General features: G+C 71.3%; 16 protein-coding genes and 1 tRNA gene. 12 read left to right on the top strand and 5 right to left on the bottom strand.

Features of this window, described 5'->3' with window-relative positions:
* Positions 1-23: 23 nt before the first annotated feature.
* Both AOM07_RS11245 and AOM07_RS11240 read right to left on the bottom strand, forming a co-directional pair.
* On the bottom strand, positions 24-752 hold the full coding sequence (locus AOM07_RS11245; RefSeq protein WP_062313856.1) for a phosphoadenylyl-sulfate reductase: 729 nt from the start codon (positions 750-752) through the stop codon (positions 24-26).
* Positions 749-2,533: a nitrite/sulfite reductase gene (locus tag AOM07_RS11240; RefSeq protein ID WP_304512063.1), complete on the bottom strand. Its 1,785-nt coding sequence runs from the start codon at positions 2,531-2,533 to the stop codon at positions 749-751. Before AOM07_RS11240 ends, AOM07_RS11245 begins: the two co-directional genes overlap by 4 nt.
* A gap of 389 nt (positions 2,534-2,922) precedes the next feature.
* Here AOM07_RS11240 and AOM07_RS11235 point away from each other — a divergent pair, with 389 nt between their 5' ends.
* From AOM07_RS11235 to AOM07_RS11210, 6 genes are all read left to right on the top strand, one after another.
* Complete coding sequence (locus AOM07_RS11235) at positions 2,923-4,842, top strand: DUF4037 domain-containing protein (RefSeq protein WP_062313853.1); 1,920 nt, start codon at positions 2,923-2,925, stop codon at positions 4,840-4,842.
* A complete protein-coding gene (locus AOM07_RS11230; protein WP_062313851.1) occupies positions 4,839-5,471 on the top strand; it encodes a DUF4125 family protein in 633 nt (210 codons plus the stop codon). The genes AOM07_RS11235 and AOM07_RS11230 overlap by 4 nt, the downstream gene beginning before the upstream one ends.
* A 201-nt stretch (positions 5,472-5,672) precedes the next feature.
* Positions 5,673-7,067, top strand: a complete 1,395-nt coding sequence (locus tag AOM07_RS11225) for an FAD-dependent oxidoreductase (protein ID WP_062313849.1) — start codon at positions 5,673-5,675, stop codon at positions 7,065-7,067.
* 296 nt (positions 7,068-7,363) lie between these two features.
* On the top strand, positions 7,364-8,176 hold the full coding sequence (gene htpX / locus AOM07_RS11220; RefSeq protein WP_439644845.1) for a zinc metalloprotease HtpX: 813 nt from the start codon (positions 7,364-7,366) through the stop codon (positions 8,174-8,176).
* A gap of 55 nt (positions 8,177-8,231) precedes the next feature.
* A complete protein-coding gene (locus tag AOM07_RS11215) occupies positions 8,232-8,786 on the top strand; it encodes an isochorismatase family protein (protein ID WP_062313845.1) in 555 nt (184 codons plus the stop codon).
* Positions 8,787-8,879: 93 nt separating this feature from the next.
* On the top strand, positions 8,880-9,239 hold the full coding sequence (locus AOM07_RS11210) for a nuclear transport factor 2 family protein (RefSeq protein WP_062313843.1): 360 nt from the start codon (positions 8,880-8,882) through the stop codon (positions 9,237-9,239).
* Between the two features lie 9 nt (positions 9,240-9,248).
* On the opposite strand, the gene AOM07_RS11205 is transcribed toward AOM07_RS11210, so the two are convergent.
* Positions 9,249-9,740, bottom strand: coding sequence for a YajQ family cyclic di-GMP-binding protein (locus tag AOM07_RS11205; RefSeq protein ID WP_062313841.1), 492 nt, complete (start codon positions 9,738-9,740; stop codon positions 9,249-9,251).
* Positions 9,741-9,863: 123 nt separating this feature from the next.
* Here AOM07_RS11205 and AOM07_RS11200 point away from each other — a divergent pair.
* Positions 9,864-9,945: transfer RNA gene (locus AOM07_RS11200), tRNA-Tyr, on the top strand.
* A gap of 184 nt (positions 9,946-10,129) precedes the next feature.
* Here AOM07_RS11200 and AOM07_RS11195 read toward each other — a convergent pair.
* Positions 10,130-11,584: a sugar porter family MFS transporter gene (locus AOM07_RS11195; RefSeq protein WP_084830272.1), complete on the bottom strand. Its 1,455-nt coding sequence runs from the start codon at positions 11,582-11,584 to the stop codon at positions 10,130-10,132.
* Positions 11,585-11,756: 172 nt separating this feature from the next.
* Positions 11,757-13,211: an NAD(P)/FAD-dependent oxidoreductase gene (locus tag AOM07_RS11190; RefSeq protein ID WP_084830271.1), complete on the bottom strand. Its 1,455-nt coding sequence runs from the start codon at positions 13,209-13,211 to the stop codon at positions 11,757-11,759.
* A gap of 208 nt (positions 13,212-13,419) precedes the next feature.
* Here AOM07_RS11190 and AOM07_RS11185 point away from each other — a divergent pair, with 208 nt between their 5' ends.
* The 5 genes from AOM07_RS11185 to AOM07_RS11165 form a co-directional block, all read left to right on the top strand.
* On the top strand, positions 13,420-14,604 hold the full coding sequence (locus AOM07_RS11185) for a polyamine ABC transporter substrate-binding protein (protein WP_228374447.1): 1,185 nt from the start codon (positions 13,420-13,422) through the stop codon (positions 14,602-14,604).
* The gene (locus AOM07_RS11180) at positions 14,591-15,739 is read left to right on the top strand and encodes an ABC transporter ATP-binding protein (protein WP_062313839.1); all 1,149 of its coding nucleotides are present in this window, start codon (positions 14,591-14,593) and stop codon (positions 15,737-15,739) included. The genes AOM07_RS11185 and AOM07_RS11180 overlap by 14 nt, the downstream gene beginning before the upstream one ends.
* The gene (locus AOM07_RS11175; protein WP_062313837.1) at positions 15,740-16,606 is read left to right on the top strand and encodes an ABC transporter permease; all 867 of its coding nucleotides are present in this window, start codon (positions 15,740-15,742) and stop codon (positions 16,604-16,606) included.
* On the top strand, positions 16,603-17,427 hold the full coding sequence (locus AOM07_RS11170) for an ABC transporter permease (RefSeq protein WP_228374446.1): 825 nt from the start codon (positions 16,603-16,605) through the stop codon (positions 17,425-17,427). Before AOM07_RS11175 ends, AOM07_RS11170 begins: the two co-directional genes overlap by 4 nt.
* A gap of 91 nt (positions 17,428-17,518) precedes the next feature.
* A partial coding sequence (locus AOM07_RS11165; protein ID WP_156171915.1) for a helix-turn-helix domain-containing protein occupies positions 17,519-18,273 on the top strand: 755 nt, incomplete at its 3' end.

Here is an 18,273-nt window from a genome sequence, read left to right as displayed (position 1 = left end):
GGCAGCAGTGCACGATGCGGGCGTCACGCGACGTGGATGCCACACTCCGTCTTGTCCTGGCCGGACCAGCGGCCGGCGCGGCGGTCCTCGCCCGGCGCGACCTGCCGGGTGCACGGCCAGCAGCCGATGCTCGGGTAGCCCTGCGCGACCAGCGGGTTGCGGGGCAGGCCGTTGCGGTCCTCGTAGGCCTCGACCGCCGCATCGTCCCAGAGCGCGAGCGGGTTGATCTTCACGAGGCCGTGCTTGGCGTCCCACGACACGACGGGCATCTCGGACCGGGTCACGGCGTCGACGCGCCGCGCCCCGGTGACCCACGCGGAGTAGCCCTCGAGCGCGCGCCGGAGCGGGTCGACCTTGCGCAGCTGGCAGCACAGCCCGGGGTTGCGCGCGAAGAGGTCCTTGCCGTGCTCGGCGTCCTGCTCGGCGACGGTGCGCTCGGGGAGCACGTCGACGATGGTGATGGGGAACGATGCGGCGGCCGCGTCGCGCGTGTCGAGCGTCTCCTCGAAGTGGTAGCCGGTCTCGAGGAAGAGCACGTCGATGCCCGCGAGGCGGGTGCCGAACAGGTGGGGCAGGACCGTGTCCTGCATCGACGAGGCGACCGCCAGGTCGCGCCCGAAGGTCGCCACCGCCCAGTCGGCGATGTGCTCGGCGGAGGCGGTGAGCAGGCGCGCGTTGACGTCGGCGCACGTCTCCGCGTTCCACTCGACGGGGTTGAGCAGCGTCAGCGGCGCCGCTCCCGGCACGTTCATCGGATCAGCTCCTCGTCCACCCGGAAGGCCCAGTCCGCGAACTGCTCGCCGTCCTCGCGCGTGGCGAGGTAGTTGCGGGTCACCCGCTCGACGTACTCGGGCATGCCGTGCTGCGTCACCTTGTGGGCGCGGATCTTGCGGCCGAAGTCGTTGTCCTCGCCGCGGCCGAGCCGCCCGCCCAGGTGCACCTGGAAGCCGGGCACCTGCTCGCCGGACTCCTCGTCGAGGACCAGCTGGCCCTTGAAGCCGATGTCCGCGACCTGGATGCGCGCGCACGAGTTGGGGCAGCCGTTGACGTGCACGGTGATGGGCGAGTCGAGCGTGGGGAAGGCCGCGTCGAGGGTCTTCACCACCTCGCGCGCGGTCGCCTTGGTCTCGACGATCGCGAGCTTGCAGTACTCGATGCCGGTGCAGGCCATCACGTTGCGGGCGAACTCGCCCGGCTGCGCCTCGAGCTCGAGCGCGCGCAGCCCGTTGACGACGTCGTTGACCTTGTCCTCGGGCACGTCCAGGATGAGGATCTTCTGCAGCGGCGTGAGGCGGATGCGGTCCGAGCCGGCCGCCTCCGCGACGTCGGCGATCGCCGCGAGCTTGACGCCCGAGATGCGGCCCGCGACCGGAGCGGCGCCGACGTAGTACCGCCCGTCCTTCTGCTCGTGGATGCCGACGTGGTCGCCGCGGTCGCCCGGCTTGGCGACCTCGGGACCCGGCCCGTCGGGGAGCTTCCACCCGAGGTAGTCGTCCTCGAGCACCTGGCGGAACCTCTCCGCGCCCCACGCCTTGACGAGGAACTTGAGGCGGGCGCGGGTGCGCAGGCGGCGGTAGCCGTGGTCGCGGAAGATCCCGATGACGCCGGCCCACACGTCCGGCACCTTGGCGGGCTCGACGAACGCCCCGAGGCGCTGTCCGAGGTGCGGGTTGATGCTGAGCCCGCCGCCCACCCACAGGTCGTAGCCGAGCCCGAGCTCGGGGTGCTCGACCGCGACGAACGCGATGTCCTGCACCTCGTGGACGATGTCGGGGATGCGGGTGCCCGAGATCGCGGACTTGAACTTGCGGGGCAGGTTGGAGAACTCGGGGTTGCCGATGCCGCGCGCGATGATCGCCTCGATCTGCGGGGTCGGGTCGAGGAGCTCGTCCTTCGCCACGCCGGCCACCGGCGAGCCGAGGATCACGCGCGGGCTGTCGCCGCACGCCTCCGTGGTGAAGAGCCCGACGGACTCGATGCGCCGGAAGATCTCCGGCACGTCCTCGATGCGGATCCAGTGGAGCTGGATGTTCTGGCGGTCGGACACGTCCGCGGTGTCGCGCCCGAACTCCTGCGAGATCGCCGCGATCTCGCGGGCCTGGGCGACGGACAGCTGGCCGCCGTCGGAGCGCACGCGGAGCATGAAGTACTCGTCGTCGAGCTGGTGCGGCTCGAGCACGGCCGTCCTGCCGCCGTCGATCCCGGGCCGGCGCTGCGTGTACAGGCCCCACCAGCGGAAGCGCCCGCGCAGGTCGGTCGGCGGGATCGACCAGAAGCCCCAGCGCGCGTACATCGTCTCGATGCGGTGGCGGACCTCGAGGGGGTCCGACGTCGCCTTGAACTCCTCGTTCGGGTTCAGCGGGGTGCGGTCGCCCGCCGCCCACTGGCCGTCCTTGGACGCGGTGTTCTTGCGCGCGGCGGCCTCACGGGTGCGGATGAGGCGCGCCTCCTCGCGCTGGCGGCGACGCTCGTCGGCGTCGTTCGCCTGGGGGGCAGGGGCGATGGCTCCGGGGTGATCGGCGGTGGTGCTCACTGCTGCTCCAGGTGGGGACGGGGTGGGAGCTGCGGCGTGGCGAGGTTGCGCTCGTCATGCCGAGCGCCCGGGATGGATGGGGACTTCTCTCCGGGGCGTCTCAGGCCGACGGACACATGGCACAGCAAACGCGGCACTGGAGTGCACGCTGGTTCGCCGAGGTCGCCATGGCGGCGATGATGACACATCATCAGGCGCCTTGGGAAGACCTCCGGGCGCGATGGCCCGACGGTCAGGGGCGACGCCTACCAGGCACTATGCCCCCCGGGGTGTGCGCGCCCGGGGCCTTCGGCCCGGGCCGCGGGGCGCGCGGCGACCTACGATCGCGAGCGGGGCACGGTGCGCCGCGACCCCGCCCGATCCCTTCCGGAACGCGAGGACCAGCGACGATGGACCCGGCCGCGCCCCCCTTCGACCCCGCCGCGTTCCTGCGCGGGCTCGACGCGCTCCACGCGTCGGGCGCTGGCCCCGACGCGGCCGAGCGCTACCTGCGCGACGCGCTCGCGGCCGCCGGCGACGACCCGGGTCCGCGGCTCCAGGTGCTCAACGAGGCGATGGGGCACCATCGCTCCGTCGGCCTCCACGACGACGCCGTCCGCGAGGCGTCCGAGGCGCTCGCGCTCGTCGACCGGCTCGGCGCCGCGGGGTCCGAGGCGCACGCGACCACGCTCATCAACGCCGCGACGGCGCATCGTGCCGCCGGTCGGCAGGACGATGCGCTCGCGCTCTACCGCGACGCCCGTGCCGTCGCGACCCGCGCGTTCCCGGCGGGCGACCGCCGGCTCGCCGCCCTGCGCAACAACCTCGCGCTCGCGCTCGCCGAGGCCGGCGACCACGCGGCGGCGCGCGACGAGCTCGTCGCGGCGCTCGCGATCCTCGAGGGCGCGTCCGTGGACCCCGGGGCGGACCTCGACATCGCCGCGACGCGCTCCAACCTCGCCCTCGAGTGCCTCGCGCTCGGGCTCGACGAGGAGGCGCGCGACCACACCGGCGCCGCGCTCGCGATCGTGCGTCGCGGCGGCCACCGGGAGGACCCGCACGCGGCCGCGATGCTCGCGAGCCACGCGCAGGCGTGCCTCGTGGCGGGCCGCGCCGCCGAGGCCGTCGAGCTCTACGCGGAGGCGCTCGCCATCGTCGAGCGCTCCTACGGCGCCGGCTCGGACGCGTACGCGATCACCGCCGACAACCTCGCCGCCGCCCGCCGCGCGCCCGCCGCGGGCGGGACGCCGGCGACGGCGGGCGCGGACCCGGCCGCCGCATCGTCCCCCGCGCAGCCGCAGGACCCGGACGAGCCGCCCCCCGGGCTCACGGGCATGGACCTCGCCCGCGAGCTGTGGGAGGAGCACGTCAAGCCGATGCTCGTTGAGCGGTACCCGGCGCATCGCGGCCGCATCGCCGTCGGGCTCGTCGGGCACGGGTCCGAGTGCTACGGCTTCGACGACGCCGCGTCGCGCGACCACGACTTCGGGCCCGGGCTGTGCCTGTGGCTCACCGCCGCGGACCACGCCGCGATCGGCGCCGCGCTCCACGCCGACTACGACGCGCTGCCCGCCGTCCTCCACGGCATCGGCCCCCGCGTCGAGACCGCCCGCGCCCAGGGCCCCGGCCGGCGCGTGGGGGTCTTCGAGATCGGCGAGTTCTTCGCGTCCGTCGCGGGGCGCGCCGCCCCTCCCGCCGCGGACAGCCCGCACGAGTGGATGCTGCTCGACGAGGCGACCCTCGCCGCGGCGACCAACGGCGCCGTGTTCGCGGACCCGCTCGGCGCGTTCAGCGCGGTCCGCAACGGGTTCCGTCGCATGCCCGACGACGTGCGCCTCGCGCGCCTCGCGCAGCGGCTCGGCATGATCGCCCAGGCGGGTCAGTACAACGTGCCCCGCATGCTCGACCGCGGCGACGGCGAGGCGGCGTGGCTCGCCGTCGCGGAGCTGTCGCGCGCGACCGCCTCCCTGGTGCACCTGCTCAACGGGCCCACCGCCGTGGGCTATCTGCCCTACTACAAGTGGCACTTCGCCGCGCTGCGCGCGCTCGCGGCGCGGCCCGCCTCGCGCCTGCCCGAGGTCCACGCCGACCTCTCGGAGATCCTCCGCCTCGCCTCGGCCGCGTGCCTCGGCGGCGCGGGCTTCGGCGAGGGCGGCGGCGGTGCCGACCCGGCGCGCGCGCGGCTCGAGGCCGCGATCGAGCGGATGTGCGCGCGGATCGTCGTCGAGCTGCGCGTCCAGGGGCTGTCGCGCTCCGACGCGGACTTCCTCGAGCACCACCGCGGCGAGGTGCAGTCACGCATCCGCGACCCCTGGCTGAGGGCGCTGTGAGCGGCGGGGAGGCGGCGCGCGCGGCGAGGGCCGAGGCGGTCGTGCGCCACGAGTTCGCGCAGTTCCAGCACGTGCGCGGCGACGACGGCCGCGCCGACTGCCAGGACGACTGGCCGACCTTCCGGGCGATGCGCCTCAGCCAGTTCCTCGAGTGGACCCTGCGGCTGCTCGACAGCTACGCGGACGACCTCGACGTCGCGGACGTCACCGGGCGCAACCTGCTGACCGAGAAGTACGCCCGGATGATGGAGTCGACCGCGCCGGAGCGCTACGCCCGCGAGATCGCGCCCCACCTGCCGCCGCTGTCCTCGACGCGCCTCGCACTGCAGGAGCGCATCGTCGCCACCCAGGTCGCGTGGGCGCGCGACTTCCGCGCCCACTACCCGCGGCTTGGCGCGGGCATGCGCGTCCTCACCACGGCCGAGGACACCGACGACGCGACGTCCCTCGAGACCTACCTCCGGGGCGAGCTCGGCACCTACTCGACGCGGACGCTGCGGCTGTACGCCGCGTTCGTCGACGCCGTCGCGGCCGAGGGCGGGAACCTCACCGAGCGGGCCGTCGCGCGCACCGCCGGCTACGCCGGGTTCGCGGACCTCGACGCCGCCGAGGCCGCCCAGGACGCGTGAGCGCCGACGGGGGAGCGCGCGCCCGACTCATACCCGGGAGGGCATCTACCAGCGCCGATGCCCCCTGGGGTGTGCGGGGGCGGGGGTTGACGAGAGGCCTGGTCGCCGTGTCTATACTCTGGTGGCGTTCGCCCGGAGCGGGCGTGGCGAGCAGCGCACCCCTCCCCGGAATCCCCGCCCAGCAACTCTGAGGAGACCGCCGTGACCACCGAGCGCCCGCTCCGTGTCGCCATCATCGGCGCCGGCCCCGCCGGCACGTACGCCGCCGACATCCTGTCCAAGACCGACCTCAACGTGTCGATCGACATCATCGAGCGGCTGCCCGCGCCCTTCGGCCTGGTGCGCTACGGCGTGGCCCCGGACCACCCCCGCATCAAGCAGATCATCGTCGCGCTGGCGAACGTCATCGGCCGCGGCGACATCCGCCTCCTCGCCAACGTGAACGTGGGCGAGGACATCTCGCTCGACGAGCTCCGCGAGCACTACGACGCGGTCATCTTCGCGACCGGGTCCTTCGAGGATGCCGACCTCGACATCCCTGGTATCGACCTCGAGGGCTCGTTCGGTGCCGCCGACTTCGTGTCCTGGTACGACGGCCACCCGGACGTGCCGCGGACGTGGCCGCTGAACGCGAGCGAGGTCGCCATCTTCGGCGTCGGCAACGTCGCTCTCGACGTGGCCCGCATCCTCGCGAAGCACGTCAAGGACCTCATGCCGACGGAGATCCCCGCGAACGTCGTCGAGGGGCTGTCGGCCTCCCCGGTGACCGACGTCCACGTCTTCGGCCGCCGCGGCCCGGCGCAGGTGAAGTTCTCGCCGCTCGAGCTGCGCGAGCTGGGCCACGTCCCGGACGTCGACATCGTCGTGTACCCGGAGACGGACTACGAGTTCGACGAGGCCTCGATGGAGATCGCCGAGAACAACAAGCAGCAGAAGCAGGTCGTCAAGACCCTGACCGACTACGCGCTCAAGGAGCCCGGCACCGCCTCGCGCCGCATCCACCTGCACTTCCTGCAGTCGCCCCACGAGGTGCTGGGCGAGGACGGCAAGGTCGTCGGCGTGCGCGTGGAGCGCACCGCGCTGCAGGGCGACGGCTCGGTCAAGGGCACCGGCGAGTTCATCGACTACCCCGCGCAGGCCGTGTACCGCGCCGTCGGCTACTGGGGCACCGAGATCGAGGGCGTCCCGTTCAACCGCGACAAGGGCGTGATCCGCAACGAGGGCGGCCGCGTGGTCGACGAGTCGGGCGCGCAGGTCCCCGGCTTCTACACGACGGGCTGGATCAAGCGTGGGCCGGTGGGACTCATCGGCCACACGAAGTCCGACGCGTCCGAGACCATCGCGAACCTCGTCGAGGACTCGGCATCGCTGTACGCCGAGAGCAAGGCGACCCCCGCGGGGCTGAGCCCGGACAACGTGCTGCGCCTGCTGAAGTCGCGCGGCGTCCCGGTGATCCAGTGGGAGGACTGGGAGATCCTCGACGCGCACGAGCGCGCGATCGGCGAGCCGCACGGCCGCGAGCGCATCAAGGTCGTGCCGCGCGAGCAGATGACCGAGATCGCGCTCAGCCGCATCGCGCACAACGTCTCGCCCTGAGGTGCCGCGCGACTCCCGATGACAGAGGTGGACCATGGGGCCGATGCGACGGACGTGACCGTCGCATCGGCCCCGTTCCGTCTCAGGCGGCACATCCGTCATCGGGAGTCCGCGGGCGTCTCCCGTCCGCGCGGTGGCACCCGGTGCCGCGGAGCCATGGCACGATTCCTCCCGGGGGGAACCGGCACAGGCTGACGCGCGTTCTCCGTCCGAGGGAAAACGGAGGACACGTGGGCGGCAGGAAGTACTTCAACGGGCTCAAGACCACCGGTCTGTTCGTGCTGCTGTGGGCGGTGATGCTCACGCTCGGCACGTTCATCGGCGGCGGCCAGTACCTGTGGCTGTTCGCGCTCCTCTCCGTCGCGGGCACCGCGTTCGGCTACTGGAACTCCGCCACGCTGGCGATCCGCGCGATGCACGCGCGTCCGGTCACCGAGGTCGAGCAGCCGGCCATGTACCGCATCGTGCGCGACCTCAGCCGCGAGGCGAACCAGCCGATGCCGCAGCTCTACGTGTCGCCCACCGCGGCGCCCAACGCGTTCGCCACCGGCCGCAACCCGCAGAACTCCGCCGTGTGCTGCACCGAGGGCATCCTCGAGCTGCTCGACGAGCGCGAGCTGCGCGGCGTGCTCGGGCACGAGCTCATGCACGTCTACAACCGCGACATCCTCATCGGCTCGGTGGCCGCCGCGTTCGCGGGCATGATCACCGCGGTCGCGCAGATGCTCTTCTTCTTCGGCGGCGGCCAGTCGAACCGCGAGAACCCGCTCGGCGCGATCGGCCTGCTCGCGATGCTCATCCTCGCGCCGCTCGCCGCGTCGCTCATCCGACTCGCGATCTCGCGCACCCGCGAGTACGACGCGGACGAGGACGGCGCGTCGCTCACCGGCGACCCGCTCGCGCTCGCCTCGGCGCTGCGCAAGCTCGAGCAGGGCACGCGCGCGCGGCCGCTCAAGGACACGCCCCAGCTCGAGAACGTGTCGCACATGATGATCGCGAACCCGTTCCGCGGCGAGGGGCTCGCCAACCTCTTCGCGACGCACCCGCCCATGGACCAGCGCATCGCGCGCCTCGAGGACATGGCGCGCAACCGCGGCTACCTGCGCTGACGTCGACACGGCGGGTCCGCGCCCGCTGTCGGAGGGCCGCCGTAGCGTGGACCCCATGACGACGCTCGAGGACCGCGCCGCGACGGCGCTCGTGGTGATCGACATGCAGCGCGACGTGGTCGCGCGCGCGGTCGACCGGGACGGCGTGATCGCGCGCATCGCCGCGCTCGTCGCGCGGGCGCGGGCCGCCGCGGTGCCGGTGGTGTGGATCCAGGACACGCTCGACGGCGCGCAGAGCAGCGACGGCTGGCGGCTGGTCGAGGGCCTCGAGCCCGGCGCGGGCGAGCCGGTGGTCGCGAAGGAGCACGGCGACGCCTTCGAGGGCACCGAGCTGGAGCGGGTGCTCGCCGGGTTCGGCGCGGGGAGGCTCGTCGTGTGCGGCGCGCAGACGGACGCGTGCGTGCGCTCCACCATCCACGGCGCGTTCGCGCGCGGCTACGACGTCACGCTCGTCGAGGACGGTCACACCACCGCGGACCTGACCGCGTACGGGGCGCCGCCGCCCGAGCAGGTGATCGCGCACACCAACCTCTACTGGCGCTACCAGAGCGGTCCGGGCAAGCGCGCCGAGGTGGTCCCCGCCGCGGGCGTCGCGCTCGACGCGTCCTGACACGGGCGTTCGCCTCGCGCCGTCGCGTCGCGCGGCGCAGGCTGGAGGGGTGCGGCGGCGACCGGCGTCACCGCGGCGGAAGGCGGTGCGGCGATGCACGAGGTCGAGAGGCTCGAACGTCAGGCGTGGGAAGAGCTCTCCGGCGGCGATCCGCGCGCGTTCTTCGGGCGCGTGCTCGCGCCGGATGCGGTCATGCTGCTGCCCGACGTGGGTCTGCTGGAGCGCGACGAGTCCATCGACTCGATGGCGACCACGCAGCCGTGGGACGTCCACACGCTGGAGGACATGCGAGTCCTCGCGCCGTCTGAGGACGTCGCGGTCGTGGTCTACCGTGCGCGGGCGATCCGCTGGGACATGCAGCACGTCACCCACGTGTCGAGCACGTACGTGCGGTCGGACGGCGAGTGGCGGCTGCTGGTGCACCAGCAGACCGCCGCCTCGCATCCGTCCTAGCGGTGGCGCCTAGCGGAAGTTGACGAACTGCAGCGCGGCGTCGACGTCCGCGCCCTTGAGCAGCGCGATGGTCGCCTGCAGGTCGTCGCGCGACTTCGAGGTGACGCGCAGCTCGTCGCCCTGGATGAGCGCCTTGACGGACTTCGGGCCCTCGTCGCGGACGAGCTTGGTGAGCTTCTTCGCGACGTCCTGCGCGATGCCCTCCTTGACCTTCGCCGCGAGGCGGTACTCCTTGCCGGACTGGACCGGCTCGCCCCACTCGAGGGCCTTCATCTCGATCTGACGCTTCGCGAGCTTGCCGATGAACACGTCGAGCACGGCCTTGACGCGCTCGGGGCTGTTCGCCTTCATGAGGATGTCCTCGCCCGAGAACTCGATCGACGCGTCGACGCCCTTGAAGTCGTAGCGCTGGGCGATCTCCTTGGCGGCCTGGTTGAGGGCGTTGTCGACCTCCTGGCGGTCGACCTTGGACACCACGTCGAAGCTGCTGTCTCCTGCCATGCTCTTCTCCTTCCGGGCGCCGTCGGAGCGGCGCCGCCACGTCTCGGGAGCCGGTCCCGGGCGCGATTCGCGTCGGGGGCTCGATCCTTGCTATCCTTCCATGCGCGCCGCTTGCGGCGCATCGGCAGGTTGCCCGAGCGGCCAAAGGGAGCTGACTGTAAATCAGCCGCGTCATGCTTCGGGGGTTCGAATCCCTCACCTGCCACACAAGAGAAGCGCCCCTCCTCCGGGAGGGGCGCTTCTGCGTTCGGGATCCTGTCGCGCGCCGTGCGCCTCTCCACGCGAGACGATGCGCGTGAGCGGTTCCCGCGCCGTGTGCCCGTTCACAACCCGGGGTTGGCGTGGAGGGGTGCACCAGCCGCGTGGAGGGGTCCCCGGGCGGGCGGGGCTCACACGCCCGCGGCGGCGTTCTCCACGGTGTGCGCGTCCGCATCGTCCCGCATGTCCTCGAGCTCGACGCCCTTGGTCTCCGGGACGCGCGACAGCACGAAGAAGAAGGACAGCAGCGCCATCGCCGCGTAGAAGCCGTACGCGAGCACGAGCGACAGGTCGGCGAGGCCCGGGAACGACACGGTGATGAGGAAGTTCGCCGCCCACTGCGCAGCCGCCGCGACCGCGAGGGCCGTGGCGCGCATGTGGTTGGGGAACATCTCGCCCAGCAGCACCCACACGACCGGCCCCCACGAGGCCGCGAAGAACACGACGAACAGGTTCGCGGCGATGAGCGCGGCGGTGGCCCAGCCGCCCTCGAGCACGGCATCGCCGGCGGCGTCCGTGGTCGCGTTCGCGAAGGCGATCGCCATGGTGGCGAGCGACACGAACATGCCGGCCGAGCCGATGAGCAGCAGCAGCCGGCGGCCGATGCGGTCGACGAGCGAGATCGCGACGATGGTCGCGACGATGTTGGTGAGCGACGTGATGGTCGACGTGGTGAAGGCGTCGGACTCGTCGAAGCCCACGGACTGCCACAGCGTCGTCGAGTAGTAGAAGATCACGTTGATGCCCACGAGCTGCTGGAACATCGACAGCAGGATGCCGGTCCACACGATCGGGTGCAGGCCCCACGCGTGGCCCCTGAGGTCGCGGAGCGAGCGCTTCTCGTCCGTGCCGAGCGAGAAGCGGATCTGGGTGATCTTGTGGTGCGGGTCCGTCTCGCCCGTGTAGTCGGCGAGGATCCGCGCGGCCTCCTCGTCCCGGTGCTTGGTCACGAGGTAGCGCGGCGACTCGGGCAGGCGCAGCGCGGCCACGCCGTAGATGATCGCCGGGATCGCCGCCGCGAGGAACATCCACCGCCACGCCTCGAGCCCGGCCCACAGCTCCTCGGACGCGCCGCCGGCGCTCGACGCGAGCATCTCGTCGCTCAGCAGCGCCGCGAAGATGCCGAGCACGATCGCCATCTGCTGGAGCGAGCCCAGCCGTCCGCGGAACGTCGCGGGCGCGACCTCCGCGATGTACGCCGGTGCGATGACGGAGGCGGCGCCGATCGCGAGCCCGCCGAGGATGCGCCAGCCGATGAGGTCCCACACGCCGAACGCGAAGCCCGAGCCGAGCGCGGAGAGGAAGAACATGATCGCCGAGATCACCATGACGCGGATGCGCCCGTAACGGTTGGCGAGGCCGCCCGCGAACCAGGCGCCCACCGCGCAGCCGAGCAGCGCGGAGGCCACCGCGAAGCCGGTGAACGTGTCGCCCAGGTCGAACTCGCCCTGGATGGAGTCGACCGCGCCGTTGATGACCGACGAGTCGAAGCCGAAGAGGAAGCCGCCGAGCGCGGCGCCGATGCTGATCGCGACGACGCGACCGTGCAGGCGGGGCGCCGCCGGCGAGGAAGGCTGCTGTGTCACGGCGGGCTCCAATCAGGGACCGCCACGTCGCGGTCCCGGCCTCTCCATCGCCGCGCCTCGGCGGCGCGGCCCAACACCCCGAAACTATCCCCAACCGGGGCGGATCGCCCGCCGAAGGACCCGGTGCGCGGGTCGTGTCGGGCGCGGGGACAATGCGCGGGGCGCCCCGGTGTCAGTGGCCGCCGGTGAACGGCGTCATCACCCGCGCCGCGACGCTGTCGCGGCCGGTCGCGCGCTCCTCGGCGTCGGCGGCCGCCATCGCGCGCAGGCCCGCGTTGACGCCGAGCCAGCGGACGGGCTCGGGTTCCCAGCGCGGCGACCGGTGCCCCACCCAGGGCAGCGCCGTGAGCGCGGTGCGCTCGCCGAGCACGAGGTCGCGTAGCGTGCGGCCCGCCAGGTTCGTCGTGGTGACGCCGTCGCCGACGTAGCCTCCCGCCCAGCCCATGCCGGTGGCCGGGTCGAGCCCCACCGAGGCGTGCCAGTCGCGCGCGATCCCGAGCGCTCCGCCCCACGCGTGGGTGATCTCGACGTCCCGGAGCACGGGCAGCAGGTCGACGAGCGTGCGGTGGAGCTTCGCGTGCACGCGCGCGGCGGCACCGCGGTCGAGGCGCGTCGACGAGCCGAATCGGTAGGGGGCGCCGCGGCCGCCGAAGACGATGCGGTCGTCCGCGGTGCGCTGCCCGTAGATGACGAGGTGGCGGCCGTCGGTGAACGTCTCGCGGCGGGCGAGGCCGATCTCCTCCCACATCCCGTCCGGCAGGGGAGCCGTCGCGATGATGAGCGAGTGGACGGGCACGACGTCGCGGGCGTGGCCGGGCAGCCCCGGCGTGTAGCCCTCGGTCGCACGGACGACGTGCGAGGCGGTGAGGGTGCCCCGGTCGGTCTCGACCATGTGCGGCGCGATCCTTGTGGCCGCGGTGCGCTCGTGGACCCGCACGCCGCGCTCGCGGACGGCCCGGACGAGGCCGCGCACGAGGCGGCCCGGATGCACGGCCGCGCAGTCGGGCGTGTACGTGCCGCCGAGGACGCCCGCGGCGTTGAGGCGGCCGCGGGCCGCCTCGGCATCGAGGAGCACGATGTCGTCCTCGCCTCGGCCCCAGGCGCGGGCCTCCGCGACCTCGGCCCGGGCGCGGTCGAGCTGGGTCGCAGTGCGGGCGAGCGTGAGCGTGCCGCCCTTCGCGAGGCGCGCGTCGATGCCCGCCGCGGCGGCCGCGCGGATCACCTCGTCGACGGAGGCGCGCATCTCGGCGTGCTGGCGCAGCGCGGCGTCCCGGTCCGCCCCGCGCGCGAGCGTGGCGAGCGAGCTGGGGAACAGCGCGGACGCCCATCCGCCGTTGCGCCCCGAGGCTCCGTAGCCCGCGATCTCGCGCTCCACCACCGCGATGCGCAGGTCGGGCCGCGCCTCGGCGAGGTAGAAGGCGGTCCACAGCCCCGTGAAGCCGGCACCGACGATCGCCACGTCGACCTCGCGGTCCCCGGCCAGCGCATCGGCCGCGACGAGGTCGTCGCCCGCCGTCGCCAGCCAGAGCGACACCGACGCGTAGGCGCGGGCGCGCTCGGACGGATCGTCCGGCGCCGGGGTGCGGACGGATCGGCCGGCCCGTCCCGCGAAGTCGTGCGTGTTCATGGCCTCAGTGTGGCGAGCATCACGTTGGAAACACGCCCGCAATCTCCCGGCTCGGACAAGTCGTCTCTCGCGCATCGTTCCTCCGGGCAGATCGGCCGATAAGGCCCGTCCACCGGATGTTCACCTCTTGTTGAGCCCCTGGGGGCATGCCACTATCTCCCCACTCGAAGAAGTCCGACCGGGTCCGCCCGGAGTCAAGGAGGTCGACGTGTCCGAGGTCACGCCGCCGGAGGAAGTCAAGAAGAAGGGCGTCTCGCGCCGCGGTCTGATGATCGGAGGCGCGGCGGGTGTCGCCGGCCTCGGCGCGGTCTACCTGATGGGCCGAGGCAACGGAGGCGGTGGCACGGACGCGGGCTGCGTCACCACGGACCTCTCGGACTCCGAGTCCGTCCTCAATATGTCGAACTGGCCCGAGTACATCGACGAGGACGACGGCGACTACGTGTCGACCATGACCCAGTTCGAGAAGGACACGGGCATCGACGTCACCTACACGCCCGACGTCAACGACAACGTCGAGTTCTTCTCGAAGGTCCGCAACCAGCTCGGCGCGTGCCAGCCGACCGGTCGCGACATGTTCGTGCTCACCGACTGGATGGCCGCGCGCATGATCGAGGCGGGCTGGATCCAGCAGCTCGACAAGGCCAACGTGCCCAACCTCGACAAGAACCTCATCTCGTCGCTCCAGGGCGTCGGCTGGGACCCCAACCGCGACTACTCCGCGCCGTGGCAGTCCGGCTTCTCGGGCATCGCCTACAACAAGTCGCTCGTGGGCGAGGTCTCGACGATGGACGAGCTCCTCACGCGCTCCGACCTCAAGGGCAAGGTGACGCTGCTCACCGAGATGCGCGACACCATGGGCCTGCTGCTCCTGTCCGAGGGTGCGGACCCGTCGAACTTCACGGACGACCAGTGGGGCAACGCCCTCGACAAGATCTCCAAGGCGCGCGCCGACGGTCAGATCCGCGCGTTCACCGGCAACGAGTACATCAACGACCTCGCCAACGGCAACATCGCGGCCTGCGTCGCGTGGTCGGGCGACGTCGCCGCCGCCGAGGACGAGAACCTGGTCTTCCTGCCCCCGCAGGAGGGCATGATGATCTGGTCGGACAACATGATCGTGCCGGTCCAGGGCACCCACAAGGCCAACGCCGAGAAGTGGATCGACTACTACTACGACCCGGCCGTCGCCGCGAAGCTCGCCGCCTACGTCTGGTACGTGTGCCCGGTCGAGGGCGCGCAGGCGGAGATGGAGAAGATCGACCCCTCGCTCGTCGACAACCCGCTGATCTTCCCGACCGCGGACTACCTCGCCCAGACGCACGGCTTCATGGCGCTGGACGAGGCGAAGGCCTCGCAGTACGAGAAGGACTACGCGGATGTCACTGGCTGACGGTGCCCGCGGAGACCTCAAGCTCACCGGTCTCCACAAGCGGTACCCGAACGGCTTCGTCGCGGTCGAGTCGCTCGACCTGGTGATCCCGCAGGGCTCGTTCTTCGCGCTGCTCGGCCCGTCGGGCTGCGGCAAGACCACGACGCTGCGCATGGTCGCCGGTCTGGAGGAGGCCACCAAGGGCTCCATCCACATCGGCGACGAGGACATCACGTACGCGAAGCCGTACAAGCGGCCGGTCAACACGGTGTTCCAGAACTACGCGCTCTTCCCGCATCTCACGATCGCGGAGAACGTGGCGTTCGGTCCCAAGCGTCGCGGCGCGAAGGACCCGACCGACCAGGTCAAGGAGATCCTCGCGCTGACCGAGCTCACCGAGCAGGCCGCGAAGAAGCCCGCGCAGCTGTCCGGCGGACAGCAGCAGCGCGTGGCGCTCGCCCGCGCCCTCATCAACCGCCCGGACGTGCTGCTGCTCGACGAGCCGCTCGGCGCGCTGGACCTCAAGCTGCGCCGTGCGATGCAGGTCGAGCTCAAGCGCATCCAGGAGGAGGTGGGCCTCACCTTCGTGCACGTCACGCACGACCAGGAGGAGGCCATGACGATGGCCGACACGGTCGCCGTCATGAACAAGGGGCGCATCGAGCAGATGGGCGCGCCGTACGACCTCTACACCAACCCCCAGACCACGTTCGTGGCGAACTTCCTCGGCCGCTCCAACCTCATCAAGGCGAAGGTCGTGGGGCGCGAGGGCACCGGGGACGATGCCGTGGTCAAGGTCGACATGCACGGCACGGTCGCGACGATCAAGGCGAGCAAGGTCCACACCTCGTCCGACGAGGGCTGGGTCGGCATCCGTCCCGAGAAGGTCCTCATCCAGCCCGAGGGGCAGTCCATCGACGCGCCCGGCGCGGCGCTGTCCGGAGCCGTGGTGGTCGACGCGAGCTACATCGGCGTCTCGACCGACTACACGCTGCGCATGCCGTGGGGCCAGGAGATCACCTGCTTCGAGCAGAACACGGGCCGCCGCGGCGGGCTGATCCCGGTGGGCACCAAGGTCGACGTGTCATGGCGTCCCGAGTTCGCGTTCCTTCTCGACTCCGCTCAGGACGTTGAGGCGGGGCTCGAGGAGGACTGAATGGAGTCGCTCCAGCGGGTGTTCGGCAAGAACGCCGCCTACATCCTGATCGGGCCGGCCGCGATCTGGCTCGCGGTCTTCTTCCTGTTCCCGATGCTGTCGCTGCTCACCACGTCGCTGTCGGATCCGGCGACGGGCTCGCCGATCAACGGGTACACGCTGACCTGGCGCATCGCGAACTACACGGAGGCGCTCGGCGAGTACTGGCCGTACATGATGCGGTCGCTCCTGTACGCCGGCATCGCGACCCTCATGTGCCTCGTGCTCGGCTACGTGCTCGCGTATGCGATCGCCTTCAAGGCGGGGCGCTGGAAGACCGTGATGCTCGTGCTCGTCATCGCGCCGTTCTTCACGTCCTTCCTGGTCCGCACGCTGTCGTGGAAGCTGATCCTCGCGGACAACGGCTTCATCGTGAACACCCTGCAGACCCTGCACATCCTGGGCGAGGACGGCAGGCTCCTGGCGACGCCGTTCGCGGTCATCATGGGCCTGACGTACAACTTCCTGCCGTTCATGATCCTGCCGCTGTACACGAGCCTCGAGAAGATCGACCCGCGCCTCAACGAGGCCGCGGCGGACCTCTACGCGAGCCCGTTCCAGCGCTTCGCCAAGGTGATCTGGCCGCTGTCGCTGCCGGGCGTCGTCGGCGGCACGCTGCTGACCTTCATCCCGGCGACGGGCGACTACATCAACGCGTCGCTGCTGGGCAGCCCGAACACGCAGATGGTCGGCAACAAGATCCAGCAGCTGTTCACCACCGCGGGCGACTATCCGCACGCGTCGGCGCTGTCGGTGATCCTCATGGCGATCATCGTCGGCATGGTGCTGGTCTACGTCCGCCGGGCGGGAACGGAGGAGCTGCTGTGATCACGCGCGTCGGAAGCTGGATCGGCAAGCACCTCATGCTCACGCTGGGGATCCTGGTGCTGCTGTACATGTACATCCCGAACTTCATCGTCGCCCTGATGTCGTTCAACGACTCCTCGCAGTCGCGCAACCTCTACCAGTTCCAGTCCTTCACCTGGGACAACTGGCTCAACCCCTGCGAGCCGCAGGGCATGTGCGAGTCGCTGCGCGTGAGCATCAGCATCGGCCTGCTGGCCACGCTCGTCGCCACGATCATCGGCACGCTCGCCGCGTTCGCGCTGGTCCGTCACCGCTTCGAGGGACGCTCCACCATGAACCTGGTGCTGTTCCTGCCGATGGCGACGCCGGAGATCGTCATGGGCTCGTCGCTCCTCGCGCTGTTCGTCGCGGCGGGCTTCGGCGGCCAGCTGGGCTTCTGGACCGTGCTGATCGCGCACATCATGTTCTGCATCTCGTTCGTGGTGGTGACGGTCCGCTCGCGGCTCGCCGGCCTGGACTCGAACCTCGAGAAGGCGGCGTCGGACCTCTACGCGAACGAGTGGCAGACGTTCTGGAGGATCACCTTCCCGCTGGTCTTCCCGGGCATCCTGTCCGCGGCGCTGCTCGCGTTCTCGCTGTCGTTCGACGACTTCATCATCACGAACCTCAACTCGGGCACCACGGTGACCTTCCCGATGTTCGTGTGGGGTGCCGCGCAGCGCGGCGTCCCGATGCAGGTGAACGTCATCGGCACGCTCATGTTCCTGCTCGCGCTCGGCATCGTCATCGGTGGCGAGCTGCTCTCCCGGCGCCGGGCGAGGGGCAAGGCCGCGGCGCTCTGAGCCGCTCCCGCAGACGACGAAGGGCCCCGATCCGCAAGGGTCGGTTCTAACGATCCCCGCAACACCCTGACTTCAGGGAGTTGCGGGGATCGTGTCGTTTGAGGAGTTGAGAGTCCAGTTCTTTGACGTGCTGGAATTGCACGAGGGCAATATCACGGCGGCTGCTCGTGCTGTTGGCGTGAGCCGGAACACGGCGTATGGATGGGCACGGAAGGCAGGTGTGCGCGGTCGTGGAACGCCGGGCACGGGCCCCCATCCGGGACGGGCCGAGTATGAGCGGCTGCGTGCTGCCGGGGTGCGGCGCAGCGTCGCTGCCGCCCGGGTTGGCGCGCATGAGCGCACCGCCGAGGAGTGGGACCGAGGCGTCGTGAAGTCCAATGGCACGCGCCTTTATCCCGATGGCCGCTTCATCGACTACAAGACGGGTATGACGACCTACACGTCCGCTACGCCCCAGCTGTCCGTGGCTGCTGTTGAGGCGGTGCTGGATCCTCGGTTCCTGACCATCGTCGACCGGGAGACGATCGCGGACCTGAAGCGCCAGGGCTGGTCGCTGCGGGCGATCGGGCGGGAGCTGGGTCGGCCGGCGTCGACCATCAAACGCGAGATCGACAACCGCAGCACCGACCGCTTGTACCGTCCTCATGCGGCGCAGCGCTCATGGGCGGCCAGCCGGACCCGGCCCAAGGAGTCGAAGCTCGCGCATCCTGGCCCGTTGCGGGACTTCGTGGTGGAGAAGCTGCGCCTGAAGTGGTCGCCGGAGCAGATCTGTCACGCTCTGATCGACGAGTATCCCAGCGACGAGAGCATGCGCGTGAGCCACGAGACGATCTACCAGGCGATCTA

It is taken from the genome of Demequina rhizosphaerae, assembly GCF_000971255.1.
In the GTDB taxonomy this organism is placed as follows: Bacteria; Actinomycetota; Actinomycetes; order Actinomycetales; family Demequinaceae; genus Demequina; species Demequina rhizosphaerae.
This window is presented reverse-complemented; position numbering and strand designations above follow the sequence as displayed.

Excerpts from the sequence above, each read along its gene's own strand:
- AOM07_RS11205 (WP_062313841.1), bottom strand. The coding sequence starts at position 9,740 with ATGGCAGGAGACAGCAGCTTCGACGTGGTGTCCAAGGTCGACCGCCAG.
- AOM07_RS11210 (WP_062313843.1), top strand. The coding sequence starts at position 8,880 with ATGCACGAGGTCGAGAGGCTCGAACGTCAGGCGTGGGAAGAGCTCTCC.
- AOM07_RS11175 (WP_062313837.1), top strand. The coding sequence starts at position 15,740 with ATGGAGTCGCTCCAGCGGGTGTTCGGCAAGAACGCCGCCTACATCCTG.
- AOM07_RS11180 (WP_062313839.1), top strand. The coding sequence starts at position 14,591 with ATGTCACTGGCTGACGGTGCCCGCGGAGACCTCAAGCTCACCGGTCTC.
- htpX (WP_439644845.1), top strand. The coding sequence starts at position 7,364 with ATGCTCACGCTCGGCACGTTCATCGGCGGCGGCCAGTACCTGTGGCTG.
- AOM07_RS11215 (WP_062313845.1), top strand. The coding sequence starts at position 8,232 with ATGACGACGCTCGAGGACCGCGCCGCGACGGCGCTCGTGGTGATCGAC.
- AOM07_RS11235 (WP_062313853.1), top strand. The coding sequence starts at position 2,923 with ATGGACCCGGCCGCGCCCCCCTTCGACCCCGCCGCGTTCCTGCGCGGG.
- AOM07_RS11190 (WP_084830271.1), bottom strand. The coding sequence starts at position 13,211 with ATGAACACGCACGACTTCGCGGGACGGGCCGGCCGATCCGTCCGCACC.
- AOM07_RS11245 (WP_062313856.1), bottom strand. The coding sequence starts at position 752 with ATGAACGTGCCGGGAGCGGCGCCGCTGACGCTGCTCAACCCCGTCGAG.